The organism is Bradyrhizobium sp. AZCC 2289 (assembly GCF_036924615.1).
In the GTDB taxonomy this organism is placed as follows: Bacteria; Pseudomonadota; Alphaproteobacteria; order Rhizobiales; family Xanthobacteraceae; genus Bradyrhizobium.
In genome coordinates this window covers 6,819,111-6,838,756 of record NZ_JAZHRY010000001.1, presented here as the reverse complement: position 1 = coordinate 6,838,756, position 19,646 = coordinate 6,819,111, and the positions used below count along the sequence as shown (strand labels likewise).

The following is a 19,646-nucleotide window of genomic DNA, read 5'->3' as shown; positions in this document are numbered from 1 at the left end:
GGGCCACGGCGACGTCGCTGAGGTCCACCTCTCCAGCTATCAAACCATTGAAAATAAAAGGTATTTTTCGGAAGTCACTGGTGGCCCGGTCCTTGCTGACTGGTAGTTGGAAGTTTCATCAAGAGGATCGCCTGTGGTCAGTGTCACGTCAGAAGCATCGTCAAACCTGTCTTTTCAGGGCACGACGCAGCGATCCACCCGGACCGACTTGGCCCAAGCGCAGAATAACGACAGTTTCTCGGCGCTGGTCGACAGCAATACCTCCGCCAGCAACAGCGACAATCGCCCGCAAGATACCGGCCGCCCGCAAGACACCAGCGCGCCCGCCCCGCGTCGCGGCGACGATCAGGCACCGGCCACCGACAGTGCACCACGCGACAACACTGCGGCGGCCGACAAAACGGCGCAAATCAATGCGGACGACCAGAATGCCGCCGCCAGCGCGCCCGCCAATACCAATGCGGATGCCAACGCCACCGCCAATGCCGATGCGTCCGGCCGCGCGAAAGCGAAATCCGCCTCGAAATCCGACGATACGAAGTCGACGTCAAAATCAAAATTGTCTTCCGCCGAAACTAGCTCGGCGAAGGATCAACCCCAGGCAAAGCAGGACGGCGCAGTCGCAGCGGCCGTCAGCGCCGTCGCCACCGCAATTCCCGTCGCCGCGGCGCCGACCACTGTCCCCGCTGCGCCAACCTCGACGGCCGACAAACCCGCCGCTCCGCTTGCAATCGCCGCGGCCGCGATAGCCGCCACCGCGGCAATTACCGAGGCCGCTCCAGCTGCGACATCCGCGGTAACCGGCACCGACGCCAGCGCATCAACGGCTGCAACCGCAATTGCGGCCAAGGCTGCCGATTCAAAAATCGATCTGCACGCCGCATTTACCGAGGCCCTAAGCGTGCAAGGCATGGCCGGCGACGCCACCGCGACGACCGGGGTTGCGTTGGCAGGATCGGTTGCGACCGGCGCTCCGGCAACGTCGAAAGCCGCAGCGCCGGCGAAAGGCCCGGTCATCGCCAAGGAAGGCATCACAATTTCGGGCGATCAGAACACCGCAACCGGCACGACGGGCGCTCCCGCAACGGCCGCGCCCACCGCAATCGTTCCCGGCGTCACCCAGCCCACCGCGGTCGCCGGCAAACAGAAGGCCGAAGGCGGTGTCGTCGACGCCGTCAAGACCGACGCATCGGGCAATTCCACGCCGCCTTTGGTCGCCAACGCCGCCGCCAATGGCGCTTCCGCGGCTGCCGATGCCGGACAGAACTCGGTCAACGCATCCGACAACAGCCTGCAGGCGGCGGGCGCGCTGCAGCCGCAGTTGCAATCGCCGACCGCCGCTCCGGTCGCCGCGTCACAACTGACGGTCACGGCCGCGACCAACGGGGCCGTGCCCTTGAGCGGCGTCGCCATGGAGATCGCGGCATCGGCCAAGAGCGGCAAGAGCCGCTTCGAAATCCGGCTCGATCCAGCCGACCTCGGCCGCATCGATGTCCGCATCGATGTCGATCGCAACGGCCAAGTGACGTCGCATTTGACGGTCGACAAACCGGAAACGCTGTCGCTGTTGCGGCAGGACGCGCCCCAGTTGCAGCGCGCGTTGGATGACGCCGGCTTCAAGACCGGCGGCAGCGGCCTTCAATTCAGCCTGCGCGACCAGTCGTCATCAGGTCAGAACAGCGGCAACGACAGCGGTCGCAACGCGCAGCGGCTGGTGATCAGCGATGACGACACCACCCGCGCCGCAGTAACGGGCCGGACCTATGGCCGCATGCTCGGATCGAGCAGCGGCGTGGACATCAGGGTTTGAGGAGACGGACATGACGACAGCAGCGGCAGCAGCAGGCGCAAACGCGGCCAGCCCAGTGGTTTCGGGGACGACCCCCCAAACCTCCTCTTCCAGTTCGTCCGGAAGTTCGCTGAGTTCGACCACCGGCGCCACGCTGGCAGGAAACTTTCAAACCTTCCTGACGCTGCTGACGACGCAGCTGCAAAACCAGAATCCGCTCGATCCGCTGGACACCAACCAGTTCACGCAGCAATTGGTGCAATTCGCAGGGGTCGAGCAGCAACTCAAAACCAACGATCAGCTGACGACGCTGGTGTCGCTGCAGCAGACCGCCCAATCGACTCAGGCGCTAGGCTTCGTCGGCAAGACTGCGGTGGTAGATGGCAGCACCACGGCTGTTAAGAATGGCAGCGCGACCTGGGAGCTGAGCGTTCCGACCAATTCCAACGTCAATATCTCGATCAGCAACAGCACCGGGCAAACCGTCTTCACGGGCGCCTATGGCGTCAACGCCGGCAACAATCAACCCTTCACATGGGATGGCAAGGGCAACGATGGCACCCAGTGGCCGGACGGCCAATACAAGCTGACCGCCACCGGGGCGGACAGTTCCGGCAATACCGTCGCGATCTCAACCCAGATTCAAGGCGTGGTCGATTCTGTGGACCTCACCCAGTCGCCACCTTTGCTGTCCATCAATAACCAGACCTATACGGTCAACCAGATCAAGAGCATCGCGCAGTAGCCTGCGCGGCCCGGACAACCACCCGTTCGTTCAGATCCTGCTCCGGCCCGGCCTCCTCCAGAGGCCGGGCCGCATGGCATTACGGTCATTTTCAAGGAGATTCGTATTGAAGCCTTGGGCTTAGGCAAATTTTAAGTCGCTCGGCGTAGGTTGTTAGCTGTGAGTTCAGTGGTTGAGAGTTTGTGAGTACGCCATGACAGAACCCCATCGCCCGAGGGTAAAATACGTCATCGGGCCTGACGGCAGTCCGTTAACAATTGCGGACTTGCCCGCGCCCGGGACCAAACGGTGGGTGATCCGCCGCAAGGCCGAAGTCGTTGCCGCGGTTCGCGGCGGCCTGCTCTCCCTTGAGGAGGCCTGCAGCCGCTACACGCTGACGGTCGACGAGTTCCTCTCCTGGCAGTTTTCCATAGACCAGCATGGTCTGGCCGGGCTGCGGACCACCCGCATCCAGCAATATCGCCAGTAAGCGCGCCCAGAACCCGAAAGATTTGATGAAAATCGGCCTTGTCTTGCAAGGCCGATTTTTTTCATGCCGAACTTTCGCGCCAGGTTTTAACCGTCGTTAACCATATCGAAACCATCCCCTAGGCAATAATTGCCCAGTCGGTCCTTGGGGCCGAATCCCTGGGGGCAGTTGGTGCAAAGTCTCGTTGCTTTCCTGAGAGGTCTGGGTGCGTCACGGTTGATGGCGATGGTGGCGGTGACGACCGCGCTGCTCGGCTTCTTCGCGTTTGTCATCATGCGCGTCACCACGCCGCAGATGACGACCCTGTTTACCGACCTCTCGACCGAGGACTCCTCCGGCATCATCAAGGAGCTGGAACGGCAGGCGATTCCCTTCGAGCTGCGCAACGAAGGCGCCGTCATCATGGTGCCGAAGGACAAGGTCACCCGGCTGCGCATGAAGCTGGCCGAAGGCGGCCTGCCCAAGGGCGGCGGCGTCGGCTACGAGATCTTCGACAAATCCGACGCGCTGGGCACCACGAGCTTCGTCCAGAACATCAATCATTTGCGCGCGCTGGAGGGCGAACTCGCCCGCACCATCCGCGCCATCGACCGCATCCAGGCCGCGCGCGTCCATCTGGTGCTGCCGGAACGTCCGCTGTTCTCGCGCGAAACGCCGGAGCCGTCGGCCTCGATCGTGGTGCGGGTGCGCGGCAGCCTGGAGCCGCAGCAGATCCGCGCCATCCGCCACGTGGTCGCCTCCGCCGTCAACGGGCTGAAGCCGCAGCGGGTGTCGATCGTCGACGAAGCCGGTCAATTGCTCGCCGACGGCGCCTCGGGCGAAGGCGACAACGCGGCCGGCGACGAGCGCCGCACGGCCTTCGAGAAGCGGATGCGCAACCAGGTCGAGGCGATCGTCTCCTCGGTGGTGGGCGCAGGGCGCGCGCGCGTCCAGCTCTCGGCCGACTTCGACTACAACAAGGTCACCCAGACTTCGGACAAGTTCGATCCGGAAGGACGGGTGCTGCGCTCCAGCCAGACCCGCGAGGAATCCTCGGCGACCGCCGAAACCAACGGCCAGGTCACCGTCAACAATGAATTGCCGGGCAACCAGAACAACAACGGCGCGGCACAGGCGCGCGACCAGAGCAAGAAGAGCGAAGAGACCAACAATTACGAGATCTCCCGCACCACCAAGACCGAGGTCACCGAGGCCGGGCGGGTCAACCGGATCTCGGTCGCGGTGCTGGTCGACGGCAGCTATTCCAAGAACGAAAAAGGCGAGATGGTCTATGCCGACCGCACCAAAGAGCAGCTCGACCGGATCGCAGCCCTGGTGCGCTCGTCGATCGGCTTCGACCAGAAGCGCGGCGACCAGGTCGAAGTCGTCAATCTCCGATTTGCCGAAGCGCCGGCCGTCCCCCCGGTGGCCGAGCCGACCGGCCTGCTCGGCATGCTGCAATTCACCAAGGACGACGTCATGTACGTCATCGAGCTCGGCGTGATGATGCTGCTCGGCCTGGTGGTGCTGTTCATGGTGATCCGGCCGCTGGTCAAGCGAATCCTGGCTGCCGAAGTCGTCCCGACCCCCGCCCCGCTACCCGCGCTGACCGACGCTCAATCCGCTGAGGCGCCCGGCCAGGCCCTGATTCCCGGTGGCGCCGCCCAATTGATCGACGTCGCCCAGGTTCAGGGCCAGGTCCACGCGCAAGCCGTGCATCGGGTCGGCGAACTGGCCGAGCGAAATCCGAACGAAACCGCCTCCATTGTTCGTCAATGGCTCAGCGAACCGGTCGAGTGATCTGACATGGCCGTACCGCAAACCACCAACGCCAACGACATCACCACCGTCATCTCGGCGCTGGCGAGCCGTCAGGCCAGCCGGCCCAAGGGCAAGCCCCTGACCGGGCCGAAGCGCGCCGCCATCCTGATGCTGGCGCTGGGCGAGCAATATGGCGGCAAGGTCTGGGCGCTGCTCGACGACGACGAGGTCCGCGAGCTGTCGATTCACATGTCGACGCTCGGCACCGTCGAGGCTGACATCGTCGAAGACCTGCTGCTCGAATTCGTCTCGCGGATGTCGGCGTCCGGCGCGCTGATGGGAACGTTCGACGCCACCGAACGGCTGCTGCAGCAATATCTGCCCGTCGAGCGCGTCACCGGCATCATGGACGAAATTCGCGGTCCCGCCGGCCGCAACATGTGGGAGAAGCTCTCCAACGTCCAGGAAGAGGTGCTCGCCAACTACCTCAAGAACGAATACCCGCAGACCATCGCGGTGGTGCTGTCGAAGCTGAAACCGGAGCACGCCGCCCGCGTGCTGGCAATCCTGCCCGAGGATCTGGCGCTCGACGTGGTCGGCCGGATGCTGAAGATGGAAGCGGTGCAAAAGGAAGTCATCGAGCGCGTCGAGCAGACGCTGCGCACCGAATTCATGTCCAATCTGTCGCAGACCCGCCGCCGCGACGCCCACGAGGTGATGGCCGAAATCTTCAACAATTTCGACCGCCAGACCGAGACCCGCTTCATCACCTCGCTGGAAGAGGAAAACCGCGAATCCGCCGAACGTATCAAGGCGCTGATGTTCACGTTCGACGATCTGATCAAGCTGGACTCCGCCTCGGCTCAGACGCTGATGCGCAATATCGACAAGGACAAGCTCGGTATCGCGCTGAAGAGCGCCAACGAGGAGGTCCGCAACTTCTTCTTCGGCAACATGTCCTCGCGCGCCGGCAAGATGCTGATGGACGACATGGCGGCGATGGGACCGGTTCGGCTGCGCGACGTCGACGAGGCGCAGGCGCTGCTGGTCAATCTCGCCAAGGACATGGCGGCCAAGGGCGAAATCACGCTGACCAAGAACCGCGCCGACGACGAGCTGGTGTACTGATGGCCGCGCCCGCAAAATTCCTGTTCGACATGGACTTCGGGGTGCCCGACAAGGCGCGCGAGAAGCCCGCTACGGCTTCCGAGATCGCGCAGAAGATCGCGTCCGCCGAGGCCCGCGCCTATCGCGACGGCTACGACGCGGCGCAGCGCGAGGCGAAGGCGGAAAGCGACCGCCGCACCGCGCTGGCGCTCGAAGAGATCGGGATCGCGATCAAGGGCATCGCAACGCGCTTCTCCGGCGTCGAAACCCGGATGGAGACCGAAGCCGTCGACGTCGCGGTCGCGGTCGCGCGCAAGCTCTGCAACGAGCTGATTTCCGGCGAACCGCTGGCCGAAATCACCGCCCTGGTCGCCGATTGCTTCTCGCATCTGGTGTCGACGCCTCACCTCGTGGTCCGCATCAACGATTCTCTCTACGAGGCCGCCCGCGAAAAGATCGAACGGCAGGCCGCTCAGAGCGGCTTCGAGGGCCGGCTGGTGATCCTGGCCGAGCCGGAGATCGCAACCGGCGACTGCCGGATCGAGTGGGCCGACGGCGGCGTGGTGCTGGAACGCGCCGCCATCGAAGCCAAGATCAACGAACTTGTCGGGCGCTATATGGCGTCCCGCGATCAGGCCGGGTAGCGGCCATGAGGATTGAGCCATGAGTGACACCGACGCACAGGTTCCGCTGCCCGATCTCAACGCCGCCAATCCGGGGCCGGTCGACGACATCTCCTATAATGAAGACGAACAGGCCTCGCGCATTGCCGCCGATCTGGAGGCCGTGTTCGACGTGCCGGTACAGGTCTCGGCCGTGCTCGGCCGCTCCAAGATGGATGTCGGCGAGCTCCTGAAGCTCGGACCCGGCACCGTGCTGGAACTGGATCGCCGGGTCGGCGAAGCCATCGATATCTACGTCAACAACCGGCTGGTGGCGCGTGGCGAGGTCGTACTGGTGGAAGACAAGCTTGGCGTGACCATGACGGAAATCATCAAGGCGGAACGCAACTAACGTTTTTGACGACACGCGCATGAGCGGCGCGAACAGACGAACAGGAGATTATCATGCGGCTTCTCATCGTTGGCACCCTGAAGGGCCAACTTACGACCGCCACCAAGATCGCGATGGACAACGGCGCGTCCGTGACCCACGCCGAGGTGATCGAGCAGGCGATGGCCGTGCTGCGCGGCGGCAAGGGCGCCGACCTGCTGCTGGTCGATGTCGCGCTCGACATCCGCGACCTGGTGATGCGGCTGGAAGCCGAGCACATCCACGTGCCGATCGTGGCCTGCGGCATCTCCAATGACGCCCGCGCTGCGGTCGCCGCCATCCATGCCGGCGCCAAGGAATACATCCCGCTGCCGCCCGATCCCGAACTGATCGCCGCGGTACTCGCAGCCGTCGCCAACGATTCACGCGACCTCGTCTGGCGCGACGAGGCGATGGGCAAGGTGATCAAGCTGGCGCAGCAGATCGCGGGCTCCGACGCTTCGGTCATGATCACCGGCGAGTCCGGCACCGGCAAGGAAGTGCTGGCGCGCTATGTCCACACCCGCTCGGCCCGCGCCAAGCGGCCGTTCATTTCGATCAACTGCGCGGCGATCCCCGAGCATCTCCTGGAATCCGAACTGTTCGGCCACGAGAAGGGCGCATTCACGGGTGCGGTGGCGCGGCGGATCGGCAAATTCGAGGAGGCCACCGGCGGCACGCTGCTGCTCGACGAAATCTCCGAAATGGACGTGCGGCTGCAATCGAAATTGCTGCGCGCGATTCAGGAGCGCGTTATCGACCGCGTCGGCGGCACCAAGCCGGTTCCGGTCGATATCCGCATCATCGCGACCTCGAACCGCAATCTGGCGGACGCGGTGCGCGACGGTACGTTTCGCGAGGATTTGCTGTTTCGCCTCAACGTCGTCAACCTGAAGATCCCGCCCTTGCGCGATCGTCCGGCGGATATTCTCGAACTGGCGCAGCATTTTGCCAAGAAATATGCCGATGCCAATGGCGTGCCGCTGCGCACGATTTCCGCGGACGCACGGCGGGTGCTGACGTCCAACCGCTGGCAGGGCAACGTTCGCGAGCTGGAAAACACCATGCACCGTTCGGTGCTGATGGCCCAGGGCGACGAGATCGGCGCCGACGCCATCCTGACGCCCGACGGCGACCGTCTCGATCTCGCCAAAACGCCGCCCGCGGTAGCGCATGCGACATTCGCCGCCGAACAGGTCACGCGCGCCCTCGTCGGACGTACGGTCGCCGATGTCGAGCGCGACCTGATCCTGGAGACGCTCAAGCATTGCCTGGGCAACCGGACCCACGCCGCCAACATCCTGGGGATCTCGATCCGCACGCTGCGCAACAAGCTGAACGAATATGCCGACGGCGGCCTGCCGATCACGCCGGCAGGCTCGGGCGAGTATGCGCGGTTTGTGGCGGCGGGCTAACACCCAACGCGTTCCCCGGACGCAGCGCAGCGCGTGAGCGGTGCGCTGCAGATCCGGGGTCCATCGTTGCGCGAAAAAGATGAGCATAGGTCGCGGCTCTGCGGAGCAGCGTGAAGGACGCTGCACCGCGTCCGGGACACGAGACCATCATGAATAACTCGGCGCATCCGGCTTGCGGAAGATGTGAATGGGGTCGCCCGGCTGCAGGTCGCGGCCGGTGAAGACAGCATAGGCGTAGAGCGCCAGATAGGCGATCGCAAGCGCGCCGATCCCGTAGAACGCCCAGACCGCAATACGCTTCATCAAATCATCCCACAGCGTTGAGCGACCATGGCAAAACGGTATCGCCATGGCCACGATAGCCGCGCTCATCTAGCTCGACGGAAAACACCGGGCCTTCTAGTCCGCGCGCGGCCAAAACGCCACCACAAGCGGCATCGATGGCGTTGCCGCGTTATCAAATTTTCACGCACCGATGTTCGTGAATCCATTTGTCCCGCAAGCCCGCTATCCCGCCGCGACCTTCTGCGCCGGTGCGACATTGACCGCCAGTTTGCCGTAACGATCCCTAAACGCCTCGGTGTCGATCTCCTCGAGCTGGATCGCGCCGCTCATCACGCCTTTCTTCCAGGCCTCGTGCTCGGGATCGTTCTGGAATTCCGGCATCACTTCCCTGGCGAACAGTTCCAGCGAGTCGCAGATGTGCTCGTGGCTGTTCTTGCCGGCCTGGTTGAGCAGGATCACCTGATCAATGTGCGAGCTGCGGAACCGGCGCAGCTTCTTGCGGAGGGTTTCCGGCGATCCGATCAGGCCGCCGCGCAACGCCGCCTCCTGGGCTTCCGGATTTTCCCGCTTCCACTTGTGGTACTCGTCCCACATGTTGACGGTGCCCGGTGCGGGACGCGCCCGGTTCTGACCCTGGCCGTAATAGCGCAGCGCGAACTGGAAGAAGGTGGCGCCATCGGCGCGCGCCCGCGCCTCCTCGTCGGTCTTCGCGCACATGAAGAACGACACCAGCGCCATGTTCGGATTGATCTCGTAATCGGCGAGCTTCTTCAGCCGCTTGGTGATCGCATTGTAATAGGCGTGCACCCAGGCGTGCGCCGCATCCGCGCTGACGAACTGGAAGCCGAGCGCGCCGAAACCGTGCTGGCCCGCGCGTTCGATGGTCGGCAATTGCGAGCACGCCATCCACAACGGCGGATGCGGTTTCTGAACCGGTTTGGGCACCACGTTGCGCAAGGGAATGTCGAAATACTTGCCGTGATGCTCGGTGCCGACTTTGGTGAACATCGGGAAAATTGCCTGCACCGCTTCCTCGAACACCTCCTTCTTGGTTTCCATGTCGCGGCCGAACGGCGTCAGTTCGGTGATCGAGGCGCTCTCGCCCATCCCGAATTCGCAGCGGCCGTTGCTCAGCAGATCGAGCACCGCGACGCGCTCGGCAACGCGCGCTGGATGATTGGTGGTGAGCTGAAAAATGCCGTGGCCGAGCCGGATTTTTTTGGTGCGCTGGGAAGCGGCGGCGAGAAAGGATTCCGGGGACGGCGAATGCGAATATTCCTCGAGGAAATGATGCTCCACCACCCAGGCATGGTCGTAGCCGCACCGGTCGGCGGTCTCAAGCTGCGTCAGCGCGTTCTGGTAGAGCTTGAGCTCGTCGCCCTCTTCCCACGGACGCGGCAATTGCAGCTCATAGAAGATGCCGAATTTCATGACGTTCGCTCCCAAGGCCGTTTGCTGGACCGCTTGTTGTTTTCGGTCAGTCTATTCGCGGCGCGGGCCAAGTCTAGCCTCGGTTGTGAAACTCCAATTCCGCGCTGCGGAAGTCGGCTTGATTGGAGCGCGCGAATGGTTAGCTTGTGGCGTGTGAGTCGCGGCCGCGCTCCGCTGCCCGCCTCACCCTCCGCCGAGACCCCATGACCATTTTTACGCCGCATCAGGACTCCGCGCTCAAAGCCGTTGCCGACTGGCTCAAGGCAAAGCCTGGCAAGAACGGCACGCCGCCGGTGTTCCGGCTGTTCGGCTATGCCGGCACCGGCAAGACCACGCTGGCGCGGCACATTGCCGACGCCGTCGACGGCGAGGTGAAGTTTGCGGCCTTCACCGGCAAGGCAGCGCTGGTGATGCGCAACAAGGGTTGCGACAACGCCTCCACCATCCACTCGCTGATCTATCGCGCCCGCGAATCCGGCGTCGAGCAGCCGAGCTTTGAACTCTGGGACGACGCGCCGGCCTCGAAGGCAAAACTGATCGTGATCGACGAATGTTCGATGGTCGATGCCGAGCTTGGCCGCGATCTGATGTCGTTCGACTGTCCGCTGCTGGTGCTCGGCGACCCCGCGCAATTGCCGCCGATCCAGGGCGGCGGCTTCTTCACGGATTGCGAGCCCGACGCGATGCTGACCGAAGTGCACCGCCAGGCGCAGGACGACCCGATCGTGCGGATGTCGATGGATATCCGTGAGGGCCGCGAGCTCGAGATCGGCCGCCACGGCGAAAGCGAAGTGGTCACGCGCAACGAATTGGATCCCGATCGGGTGATGAGCGCCGACCAGGTGCTGGTCGGGCGCAACAACACCCGCCGCGCCTACAACATGCGGGTGCGGCAGAAGCAGAACATCGAGGATCCCTTGCCGGTCGCCGGCGACAAGCTCGTCTGCCTGCGCAACAACCGCAAGAAGGGCCTGTTCAACGGCGGGCTGTGGCGGGTGAAATCGCGCGCGCAGTCGAAGTCCAAAATCATTACCATGCGGCTGTCGCCCGACGAGGACTTTGGCCACAAGGTCACGAAAGTCTCGGTGCGCGGCGATTGCTTCGGCGGCGCGATCGAGACCATCCCGTGGGAACAGCGCAAGCCCTATGACGAATTCGATTACGGCTATGTGCTCACGGTGCACAAGTCGCAGGGCTCGCAATGGGACGACGTGGTGCTGTTCGACGAAAGCTTCGCGTTCCAGGACAGCCGCGCCAGGTGGCTCTATACCGGCATCACGCGCGCGGCGAAGCGGCTGAGTGTGGTGGTGTGAGTTCGTTGCTCCGGCTCGCCCCCTAAGGCCTTGCGCAGGGCGTGGCTTTATTCACGAAACCGTGTGTTTTGGCCGGTGTCTCGGGCCGTAACAAAACCCGCCTTTCTCCGTATCTAGGGGCATCGGAGCGAGCCGCAGCGATTGCGAAACGCGGCTTCCGCTCTAGACTGCTCCCCAACCACCACTCCACGAGGAAACCATGTCCCGTAGCCAATTCAGCCGTCTTTCGCTGTGTGCCGCCGCCATCGGGGCACTGGCCATCGCCGCCTTCAACGTTGCGCCCTCGCTTGCCGCGGAAGATGCTGTCGTCATCCCCGCCCCCACCACCGACGCGCAGGCGGCCGGCGGGATCCAGACCGCAGTGATCGCGGGCGGCTGCTTCTGGGGTGTGCAGGGCGTGTTCCAGCACACCGCGGGCGTGGTCAATGCCGTGTCCGGTTACGCCGGCGGCAGCAAGGCGACCGCCGACTACTCGACGGTCTCCACCGGAACCACCGGCCACGCGGAATCGGTCGAGATCAAATACGACCCGAAGAAGATCTCTTATGGCAAGATTTTGCAGATCTTCTTTTCCGTCGCGCACGATCCGACCCAGTTGAACCGCCAGGGCCCGGACTCGGGCACGCAATATCGCTCGGCGATCTTCACCACCTCCGACGAGCAGAAGAAGGTCGCGGAGGCCTATATCGCCCAGCTCAACGCCGCCAAGGTCTACAAGAAGCCGATCGTGACCAAGGTCGGAGCGCTGGAGGCGTTCTATCCGGCGGAGGCCTATCACCAGGACTATCTGACGCTGCACCCGAGTCAGCCCTATATTGCCTATAACGACATCCCGAAGGTCGAGAATTTGAAGAAGATCTTTGCGGACAACTATATCGAGAAGCCGACGTTGGTGAGCAGCGCGAAAGTCACCAACTGAGAAATTAGTTCCCGTCATTGCGAGGAGCGAAGCGACGAAGCAATCCATTCTTTCTTTATGCCGTTAGATGGATTGCTTCGCTTCGCTCGCAATGACGATCAACCATGGGAGATTCCATGTCCGACACCAAAACGACGGTCAAGGTCGAGAAGAGCGACGCCGAGTGGCGCCGCGAACTGACGCCGATGCAGTACGCGGTGCTGCGCGAGAAGGCGACCGAACGGCCGTTCTCCGGCGAGTACGAGCATGAGCACCGCCAGGGCACCTATACCTGCGCCGGCTGCGGGCAGACGCTGTTCGAATCGGACGCCAAGTTCGATTCCGGCTGCGGCTGGCCGAGCTTTACCGCACCTGCGATCGACAGCCATGTCGACGAGGAACGCGACATCAGCCACGGCATGATCCGGACCGAGGTGCTGTGCTCGAAATGCAATGGCCATCTCGGCCACGTCTTCGATGACGGCCCCGGCCCGACCGGCCTGCGCTACTGCATCAATTCGGCGGCGCTGAAGCTGCAGCCGAAATAACCCGCCTTTCCGTTCGAACGTATTCGAACTTGTCTTTCGCCCCGTGCGACCAAGAGCTGGTCGCGCGGGGTTTTTCTTTGCTTCTTCATGTCCTGCCATGCCGGCGCGCAAAACAAGGGAAGTCGAATGCACATATCCAAACGTCTGTTGCTCGGTCTCGGCCTTGCCGGCCTCATCATGGAGAGCGTTGTGGTCCAGCCCGCCTTTGCCGCCGATAAAGTATCGCTGTTCAAGGTCATCACCGCGAAGGATGAAGTCGTCATCGGGCTTTCGGACGACGAGCTGGCAGAGGTCGACGGCAAGAATGCTGGCGGCATCGCCAGGATGCTGGTCGCCAAGGGCTCGATGAGCGTGTGGCAATACGCGGTGCACAAGTCCGCGTCCGGCGATCTCGAACAGGCGCCGCTGCACAGAATAGGCCTGATCGCCACCGACTCGCTGCGCGTCGAACCCTATGCATCGCCGCTGAAGGTGCTGCCGATCGACGAGACGAAGAAGTGACGGCTCTTCCTTCTGCCCTTGTGGGAGAAGGTGATCCATAGGCGGCCTTCGGCCGCCGTTCTTAAGGCAGGACGCCGATGCTTTGCATCGGCTACGGCAAAGCCGCGCCGGATGAGGGGTCTCTATCCGCGGAGACAGACCCCTCACCCGTCGCCTCGCTTCGTGAGGCGCCACCCTCTCCCACAAGGGGAGAGGGGAAGGGCGCGCAATGACGACCTCAGTTCTCGGCGGATCGACCCTGAGCCCTCGCGATCCGGAATCTGCTTGGTTCCGGCCCGCGAGGGCGTAATATCGGGCGATCGGCCGCCGTCGCGGGAGAATGCCATGTCGCTTGGAGCGATACTCATCATCATCCTGATTATCGTCCTGCTGGGCGGCTTCAGCGGCCGGATCGGCGGCTATGGCTACGGCATGGGCCATTCAGGCATGGGTCTCGGCGGCGTGATTTTAATCGTCCTGGTCATCCTGTGGCTGCTCGGCAAGCTGTAACCCGCATAGGCCATTGAAATAACAGGATTAATTCCGGCTGCCGCGGAGCCATGCGCGGATTCATCATCACCCCCGATATGCGCCGTCAGGAGTCGCATTTCTGTCAAACAGGCTTATATTGGGGCCTGACATGACGTGCACGGCGCGCCGCCGGGATGCGGCCGACCGTCATCCAATCCCCATACGCTCTAACGCAAGAGCCAAAAAGATTGAGGTCACAGACCATGCGTCCATTCAGTTACGATACCGCCGCCGAACTGTTTCCTGCCGCGATCCGCAAGAAGAAGCGGGCGGGTTTTGCATATCGGCGTTTTGGCACCGCGGCCGAAGCGGTTCGCTTCGCGATCGAGGAACTGCCGGCGGACTCGCTGAACGGCGCCTATCTGCAGGTCGAGGAGGCCCGCTTCGACCAGAGCGGCATCCGCACCCTGTATGAGAGCGAAGCCTTTCCGCTGCCGCGCCGTCCCCGTGCGCCCGCGCCTTCGGATGCCGACGCCGACGCCGCCTGATATTTAGCGTCGCTGGACGTCACTGCCCTCGGACCTGGTCCGGGGGCTTTGTTTATTGGCGCGGCTGCTTGTCCATCCAGCGCTTCAGCATCCGCACATTGCGGACATTGGCGCGGAACATGACATCGAAGGCGTCGCCCGCGAGCGGCACCATTCCGACCACGCCATCCACCGCCACATTGGCCAGCATCCTTGCGGTGATATGCCAGGGCGCGCCGAGCGCGCGCGCCTCGCGCACCAGCCACAGCGAGATCGCGGTGGTGATGAGATCGCCGATCACCGGGATCAAACCGATAATGCCGTCGATGCCGTAGCGGATATTGGTGCCGGGCAGGATGAAGGCGACGTCGAGCAATTTCGCCAGCGCATCGAGCCGCGCCAGCCGCTGCTCGCGGGTGAGATTGCCGAACGGATTGGCGCTCGACGTGCCGAAATCGAACCGGAATCCCTCGAACTGCGGATGCAGCCCGGCTTCCGGGATTTCGCGCCCGTCCTGGTCGATCACCTTGCCGCGTGCCTGCGCGCCGCCGAACGGCGGCCGCGAACGCGTGCGGTTGGGGGAATAGATTTCGTCGTTGGACATGGCCATCAGATGGTAACGCCAAACCGCGGCGCAAGTTGCCTCACATTACCACCCTGTCACCTTCCCCGCGCCGCTGACGGCGTCAAGCGGCGGCTGTCGCGGCAATAACGTAACGGCGCTCGTAGGATGGGCAAAGGCGCGCTTGCGCCGTGCCCACCATCTACCAGCGATGATTATCCCGAATGGTGGGCACGCTTTCGCTTTGCCCACCCTACGATTCCTGTAGTCGTCATTGCGAGCGCAAGCGAAGCAATCCATCGTGCGGCAAAGCAAGTGTGGATTGCTTCGTCGCTTTCGCTCCTCGCAATGACGTTGATGGAATTTCCTGATTCAAATTTCAAACAGCTCCCGACACGCCTTCGCGTTCTCGCGGCGCGACGCGCCCGAAGTTTTGCACGAACCTTGTCCCTCGAGAAAAGAGGGAGCAGGGAATGCCGGGTGCGCGCTGCACCCGCGGTCTCGCGTGCAAAGATACAGAAAGAAAAACGCACACGAGCATACAGGTTCAGCGGAAACACTCCGGCATTCCCCGCGCAATGGCTTTACGGCTTATATCGGGCTCCCCGGCGACGAATTCGTCTTGTCACCGTCGCTGCCGGCTTGATGGCGGGACTGATCCGGTCGGATCGAACTCACCACCGGCAGCTTGGCACCAGCAACGGGTGTCGGGACCACACGGTTTTGCCGTACGCTTTGGCGCCGTTCGTCCTGCGCGCCGTTGCTCGCTCACGGAAAACCGCCCTGCGAACACACTTGCGCGCCGACGCTGCCGCGTCCACCGCATCCCCGCCCCACGTCCGTGACGATCGCGATACGCCCCTCTTGCGGGCCGGGATGTCGCGAGCTGGTAGCGCTGATTTGCCCGACGGGACAAGCGGAATATTTTCTTAAGGTAGGCTTGACAGAAAATCACTGATTTGCCCGACGGGCGCGTTTCATCTCTCGCTTAAGATGACGTCGAAATCACCGGCTGCGGTTCGTCGACATATTTATGCACCAGCCACGACGAGATCGTCGCGGGGACAAGGCCGACGATACCGTACAGGAAGAACTGCACCACGCCGGAGTCCGACCCGCGCGAGCCATAGAGCAATTCCGCCGCGGCGAATCCGATCACGCCTACGATCAGCATCCGCAGCACCGGGCGAATGCGCGGGACGTGCAGCAAAATGTCGTCCACCGCGCCGACCATCAGCCCCGGCACGATACCGAACAGATAGCTGAAGGGCAGCGTCTTGACGAAGGTTGCGAAAAACTTTCCGACCTCTCCCCAATTGGCCTGGGTCCAGTATCCCGACGACACCGTGGTCGCGAGCAGCAGCAGGAACCCGCCGAAGAAGGGGCCTATTGCGCCGAAGATCAGATAGCGTTTCATATCGCCCCCTCAAACTCAGGACCTGATGCGCCCTCAGTCTTACGATGCTTTTGCGAAAAGTTCGACAGGCTTCAAGCATCATCCCGGGACGAAGAAGGAAGACGTGGATGCCCGGCATGACGCGGAGATCGCGGTATGAAAAATGGGAACGTCAGGCGGTCGCAGATAACGCCCCAGCCCTACTCCCCCCACGCCGCGAACGCGTCGTTGAACGCGCGTTCGCCGGGGGCGCCTTTTTCGATCGCTATGATGGCGCGGCGCTGGTTGACGTAGACCAGCGGCACGTCGAACCACGAACGCTCCTTCAGGAGCTGCAGATTGCGCGCGCGGTCGGCGTCGACATTGGACAGGCCGACCAGGAAGAAGCCGTCGGTGACTTTCACCGCGAGCCCGGCCAGCGGCGTGCCGCGCGCCTGCTCGTTGGATTTCATCAGAATCCCGGGCACGTTGCCGACGCCGCCGCCGGCGAAATCCTGCGGCAGGATGAAGGTCAGTTCGGCGGTGTGGCTGGCCGGCAGCGACGTGTCGGTATTGCGGCGGAACGACATCGTCATCTTGAACTTGCGGTCGGGAATTTCGATGTCGGCGCGCACGGCGATGTCGGCCTTCTGGTTGCCGCTCGCCTTGATCGGTTCGGTGCGCCAGATCACCGAGCCGACATATTGCTTGCCCTTCGGGTCCGACGGATCCTCGTCATACAGCACCACGCGCTGCGCCACCGGCGCTACCTGCTCCGACGAGCCGGGCTGGCCGACGCGATCGGCGATCTTCGGCTTCGACTGCGGCGCGCTGGCATCCTTCGGCGCTTCCACGGCGGGGGAAGATTTGAACAGGCCGCTCACGGTCGTGACGGCCGACTTGCCCCACAGGATCCCGGCGCCGACCAGAATCAGCACGATGCCGATCGCGATCGCGCTCTTGAACGGAAACACCGTGCCGGCGCGCGCGCGCTTTCTCAGCTCGCGATCGCTGCCCTGCCCGATCCGCGAGCGCGGCTGCGGCGGCTGCGGCATCTGCTGCGGCGGCGGCGCGTAGCGATCGGCTTCCTCGATCGACTCGTCGTAGGAATAGGGCGCTTCCGGATCGGCGCCGCGGTTTTCCATGTTCGGCTCGAGCCGGTCGAATTCCGGCGAGGGCGAAGGAACGTTGGCGTAGGTTTTCCGCGCGTTGCGGCTGGCTTGCGCCGCGGCGCGGCCGAGATCGTCGGCGTCGGCGGCAATGTCGCGGAAGCCGCGCACGCCCGGCGGCTGCGGCATTTGCGGTGCGGAATTGTCGGGGCCGCGGCGCGGCGCGCCGGTGCGCTCACGGGTCGGCGGCAGTTGCGGGTCCTGCATCCCGGCCGGCGGCTGCGGACGCGGCGGCGCGGGCGGCGGGGTGTCGGGGCGCAGATTGCGCGGCGGGCGCTGCGGGTCGCCCTCGCCGAGCGGCGGGCGGGCATCGCGCGGTGGCGGCGGTCCCGGCGGGCGCGGACGGGGTGCCGCCGAGGGTGGCGGTGCCGCCGATGGCGGGCCAGACTCCGGGCGCGCATTGGCGCGGCGGAACGCATCGCCGCCCCGCGCAGCTCCGCCGCCGCCGGGGCGCGAGGCCTCGCGGGCGCGCTGGGCGGCCTCGGATTCGACCTTGCGCACAGCCTCTTCCAGCGACAGCCGCTCGCGGGTGATTTCGGATTCGGACAGCGGCGGCTGCACGCCGCGCAGCTGCGCGATCAGCGCGGCGCGGGCCCGCTCGTAGAGCGCACGGCGGCTCTCGCCGGGGGCACTGGGGTCCAGTCCGGCAATGGCGCGGGCGATCAGCGGGTAATAATCAGCCATAACGACTCAACAATGCGGACTTATGGGTAACAACTCGTTAAGCCTCGAACGGGTTTTGAACCAGAATAGTATCTTCGCGTTCGGGGCTGGTGGAAAGCAGCGCGATGGGACAGCCCACCAGTTCCTCGACCCGCCGGACATATTTAATGGCCTGGGCCGGCAGATCCGCCCAGGAACGGGCGTTGGCGGTCGGCTCCTTCCAGCCCTCGATGGTCTCGTAGACCGGCACCACCCGGGCCTGGGCACCCTCGCCGGCCGGCAAATGGTCGATTTCCTTGCCGTCCAGCATATAGCCGGTGCAGACCTCGATGGAGTCGAATCCGTCCAGAATATCGAGTTTGGTCAGCGCCAGGCCGGTGATGCCGCAGGTGCGGACCGTTTGCCGCACCAGCACGGCGTCGAACCAGCCGCAGCGCCGCTTGCGCCCGGTGTTGACGCCGAATTCCTTGCCGCGGCGGCCGATCTCCTCGCCGATCTCGTTGTTCAGTTCGGTCGGGAACGGGCCCTGGCCGACCCGGGTCGTATAGGCCTTGCAGATGCCGAGCACATAGCCGACCGCGCCCGGGCCCATGCCGGTGCCGGTCGCCGCCTGCGCCGCCACGGTGTTGGACGAGGTGACGTAGGGATAGGTGCCGTGGTCGACGTCGAGCAGCGCGCCCTGCGCGCCCTCGAACAGGATGCGTTTGCCCTCGCGGCGCTTGAGGTCGAGCAGCCGCCACACGGTTTCGGCATAAGGCAGAAGCTTCGGCGCCAGCGCGGTCAGCTCCTTCAGGATGCCGCCGCCATCGATTTCTTCCAGATTGAGCCCGCGGCGCAGCGCGTTGTGATGCGCCAGCAGGCGGTCGATCTTGTGCGGCAGGGTGTCGAGATCGGCGAGGTCCATCAGGCGGATGGCGCGGCGGCCGACCTTGTCCTCGTAGGCCGGGCCAATGCCGCGGCGGGTGGTGCCGATCGCGGTGGCGGCGTTGGAGGATTCCCTGAGCGCATCGAGCTCGCGATGCAGCGGCAGGATCAGCGTGACGTTTTCGGCCACCCGCAGGTTTTCCGGGCTGATGGCGACGCCCTGGCCCTTCAGCTTGGTGACTTCATCGAGGAACGCCTGCGGGTCGAACACCACGCCATTGCCGATCACGGCGAGCTTGGACGGCCGCAACACGCCGGACGGCAGCAGTGCCAGTTTATAGGTCTCGCCATTGATGACGAGCGTATGGCCGGCATTGTGGCCGCCCTGGAAGCGCACGACGATGTCGGCCTGCTCCGACAACCAGTCGACGATCTTGCCCTTCCCCTCGTCGCCCCACTGGGCGCCGACGACGACAACATTGGCCATTTCGAAAGTGTTCCCTGCAACTCAGATGTTTCAGACATGACCTCGCCGGAAAAGAACTGCCCGTCTTTCCGGATCATGCGGTAGCGTGCCCAGCCAAAATCACGGCCGGGGGCCGTTCGCATGCAAGGCAGCCCAACCGGATAAAGGAAGCGGGTGATCTAGGCAAGCAAGAAGGGGGCTTTTAGGCCGCTTTGGATGGTATCCAACCCATTGATATCCCCCGAAAATTTATGGCCGCGCCAAGGCGGTGCGGCGGCAGGGCGCGAACACGGAGCG

At 63.9% G+C, this 19,646-nt stretch carries 20 protein-coding genes; 14 read left to right on the top strand and 6 right to left on the bottom strand.

The genetic code is table 11. The features are described from left to right. Positions 1-208 precede the first annotated feature (208 nt). The 8 genes from V1289_RS32510 to flbD all read left to right on the top strand — a co-directional run bounded on the left by V1289_RS32510 (position 209) and on the right by flbD (position 8,297). Positions 209-1,810, top strand: a complete 1,602-nt coding sequence (locus V1289_RS32510) for a flagellar hook-length control protein FliK (protein ID WP_334402129.1) — start codon at positions 209-211, stop codon at positions 1,808-1,810. A gap of 10 nt (positions 1,811-1,820) precedes the next feature. Next, complete coding sequence (locus V1289_RS32505; RefSeq protein ID WP_334402127.1) at positions 1,821-2,534, top strand: flagellar hook assembly protein FlgD; 714 nt, start codon at positions 1,821-1,823, stop codon at positions 2,532-2,534. A gap of 193 nt (positions 2,535-2,727) precedes the next feature. Then, entirely contained in the window at positions 2,728-3,003 is a 276-nt protein-coding gene (sciP, locus tag V1289_RS32500) for a CtrA inhibitor SciP (RefSeq protein WP_002714638.1), read from the top strand. A 171-nt stretch (positions 3,004-3,174) separates the two neighbouring features. Next, a complete protein-coding gene (gene fliF, locus V1289_RS32495) occupies positions 3,175-4,782 on the top strand; it encodes a flagellar basal-body MS-ring/collar protein FliF (protein ID WP_334402125.1) in 1,608 nt (535 codons plus the stop codon). A gap of 6 nt (positions 4,783-4,788) precedes the next feature. Further along, on the top strand, positions 4,789-5,871 hold the full coding sequence (gene fliG / locus V1289_RS32490; protein ID WP_334402123.1) for a flagellar motor switch protein FliG: 1,083 nt from the start codon (positions 4,789-4,791) through the stop codon (positions 5,869-5,871). Further along, the gene (locus V1289_RS32485) at positions 5,871-6,494 is read left to right on the top strand and encodes a FliH/SctL family protein (RefSeq protein WP_334402121.1); all 624 of its coding nucleotides are present in this window, start codon (positions 5,871-5,873) and stop codon (positions 6,492-6,494) included. The genes fliG and V1289_RS32485 overlap by 1 nt, the downstream gene beginning before the upstream one ends. Positions 6,495-6,513: 19 nt before the next feature. Next, positions 6,514-6,864, top strand: a complete 351-nt coding sequence (fliN, locus tag V1289_RS32480) for a flagellar motor switch protein FliN (protein ID WP_309182695.1) — start codon at positions 6,514-6,516, stop codon at positions 6,862-6,864. A gap of 53 nt (positions 6,865-6,917) precedes the next feature. After that, on the top strand, positions 6,918-8,297 hold the full coding sequence (gene flbD / locus V1289_RS32475) for a sigma-54-dependent transcriptional regulator FlbD (protein ID WP_334402120.1): 1,380 nt from the start codon (positions 6,918-6,920) through the stop codon (positions 8,295-8,297). 147 nt (positions 8,298-8,444) lie between these two features. Here flbD and V1289_RS32470 read toward each other — a convergent pair whose 3' ends face one another. Both V1289_RS32470 and V1289_RS32465 read right to left on the bottom strand, forming a co-directional pair. Further along, positions 8,445-8,600: a hypothetical protein gene (locus V1289_RS32470; RefSeq protein WP_334402118.1), complete on the bottom strand. Its 156-nt coding sequence runs from the start codon at positions 8,598-8,600 to the stop codon at positions 8,445-8,447. Between the two features lie 204 nt (positions 8,601-8,804). Next, positions 8,805-10,013, bottom strand: a complete 1,209-nt coding sequence (locus tag V1289_RS32465) for an LLM class flavin-dependent oxidoreductase (protein WP_334402116.1) — start codon at positions 10,011-10,013, stop codon at positions 8,805-8,807. 203 nt (positions 10,014-10,216) lie between these two features. Here V1289_RS32465 and V1289_RS32460 point away from each other — a divergent pair, with 203 nt between their 5' ends. The 6 genes from V1289_RS32460 (at position 10,217) to V1289_RS32435 (ending at position 14,271) form a co-directional block, all read left to right on the top strand. Beyond that, entirely contained in the window at positions 10,217-11,326 is a 1,110-nt protein-coding gene (locus V1289_RS32460) for an ATP-dependent DNA helicase (protein WP_309182692.1), read from the top strand. 199 nt (positions 11,327-11,525) lie between these two features. Further along, positions 11,526-12,245: a peptide-methionine (S)-S-oxide reductase MsrA gene (msrA, locus tag V1289_RS32455; protein ID WP_334402114.1), complete on the top strand. Its 720-nt coding sequence runs from the start codon at positions 11,526-11,528 to the stop codon at positions 12,243-12,245. Between the two features lie 116 nt (positions 12,246-12,361). Beyond that, the gene (msrB, locus tag V1289_RS32450; protein ID WP_334402112.1) at positions 12,362-12,772 is read left to right on the top strand and encodes a peptide-methionine (R)-S-oxide reductase MsrB; all 411 of its coding nucleotides are present in this window, start codon (positions 12,362-12,364) and stop codon (positions 12,770-12,772) included. A gap of 126 nt (positions 12,773-12,898) precedes the next feature. Continuing rightward, on the top strand, positions 12,899-13,273 hold the full coding sequence (locus tag V1289_RS32445) for a hypothetical protein (protein WP_334402110.1): 375 nt from the start codon (positions 12,899-12,901) through the stop codon (positions 13,271-13,273). A 324-nt stretch (positions 13,274-13,597) separates the two neighbouring features. Then, complete coding sequence (locus V1289_RS32440; RefSeq protein WP_074279130.1) at positions 13,598-13,762, top strand: DUF3309 family protein; 165 nt, start codon at positions 13,598-13,600, stop codon at positions 13,760-13,762. 224 nt (positions 13,763-13,986) lie between these two features. Then, positions 13,987-14,271: a hypothetical protein gene (locus V1289_RS32435; RefSeq protein WP_074279128.1), complete on the top strand. Its 285-nt coding sequence runs from the start codon at positions 13,987-13,989 to the stop codon at positions 14,269-14,271. 52 nt (positions 14,272-14,323) lie between these two features. On the opposite strand, the gene V1289_RS32430 is transcribed toward V1289_RS32435, so the two are convergent. The 4 genes from V1289_RS32430 to V1289_RS32415 all read right to left on the bottom strand — a co-directional run bounded on the left by V1289_RS32430 (position 14,324) and on the right by V1289_RS32415 (position 19,370). Then, positions 14,324-14,860, bottom strand: a complete 537-nt coding sequence (locus tag V1289_RS32430; protein ID WP_334402107.1) for a DUF4112 domain-containing protein — start codon at positions 14,858-14,860, stop codon at positions 14,324-14,326. 940 nt (positions 14,861-15,800) lie between these two features. Then, on the bottom strand, positions 15,801-16,229 hold the full coding sequence (locus V1289_RS32425) for a DUF5413 family protein (protein ID WP_334402105.1): 429 nt from the start codon (positions 16,227-16,229) through the stop codon (positions 15,801-15,803). Positions 16,230-16,408: 179 nt separating this feature from the next. Next, positions 16,409-18,040, bottom strand: a complete 1,632-nt coding sequence (locus V1289_RS32420) for a hypothetical protein (protein WP_334402103.1) — start codon at positions 18,038-18,040, stop codon at positions 16,409-16,411. Between the two features lie 37 nt (positions 18,041-18,077). Further along, positions 18,078-19,370, bottom strand: a complete 1,293-nt coding sequence (locus V1289_RS32415) for an adenylosuccinate synthase (protein WP_334402101.1) — start codon at positions 19,368-19,370, stop codon at positions 18,078-18,080. Between the last annotated feature and the right edge of the window lie 276 nt (positions 19,371-19,646).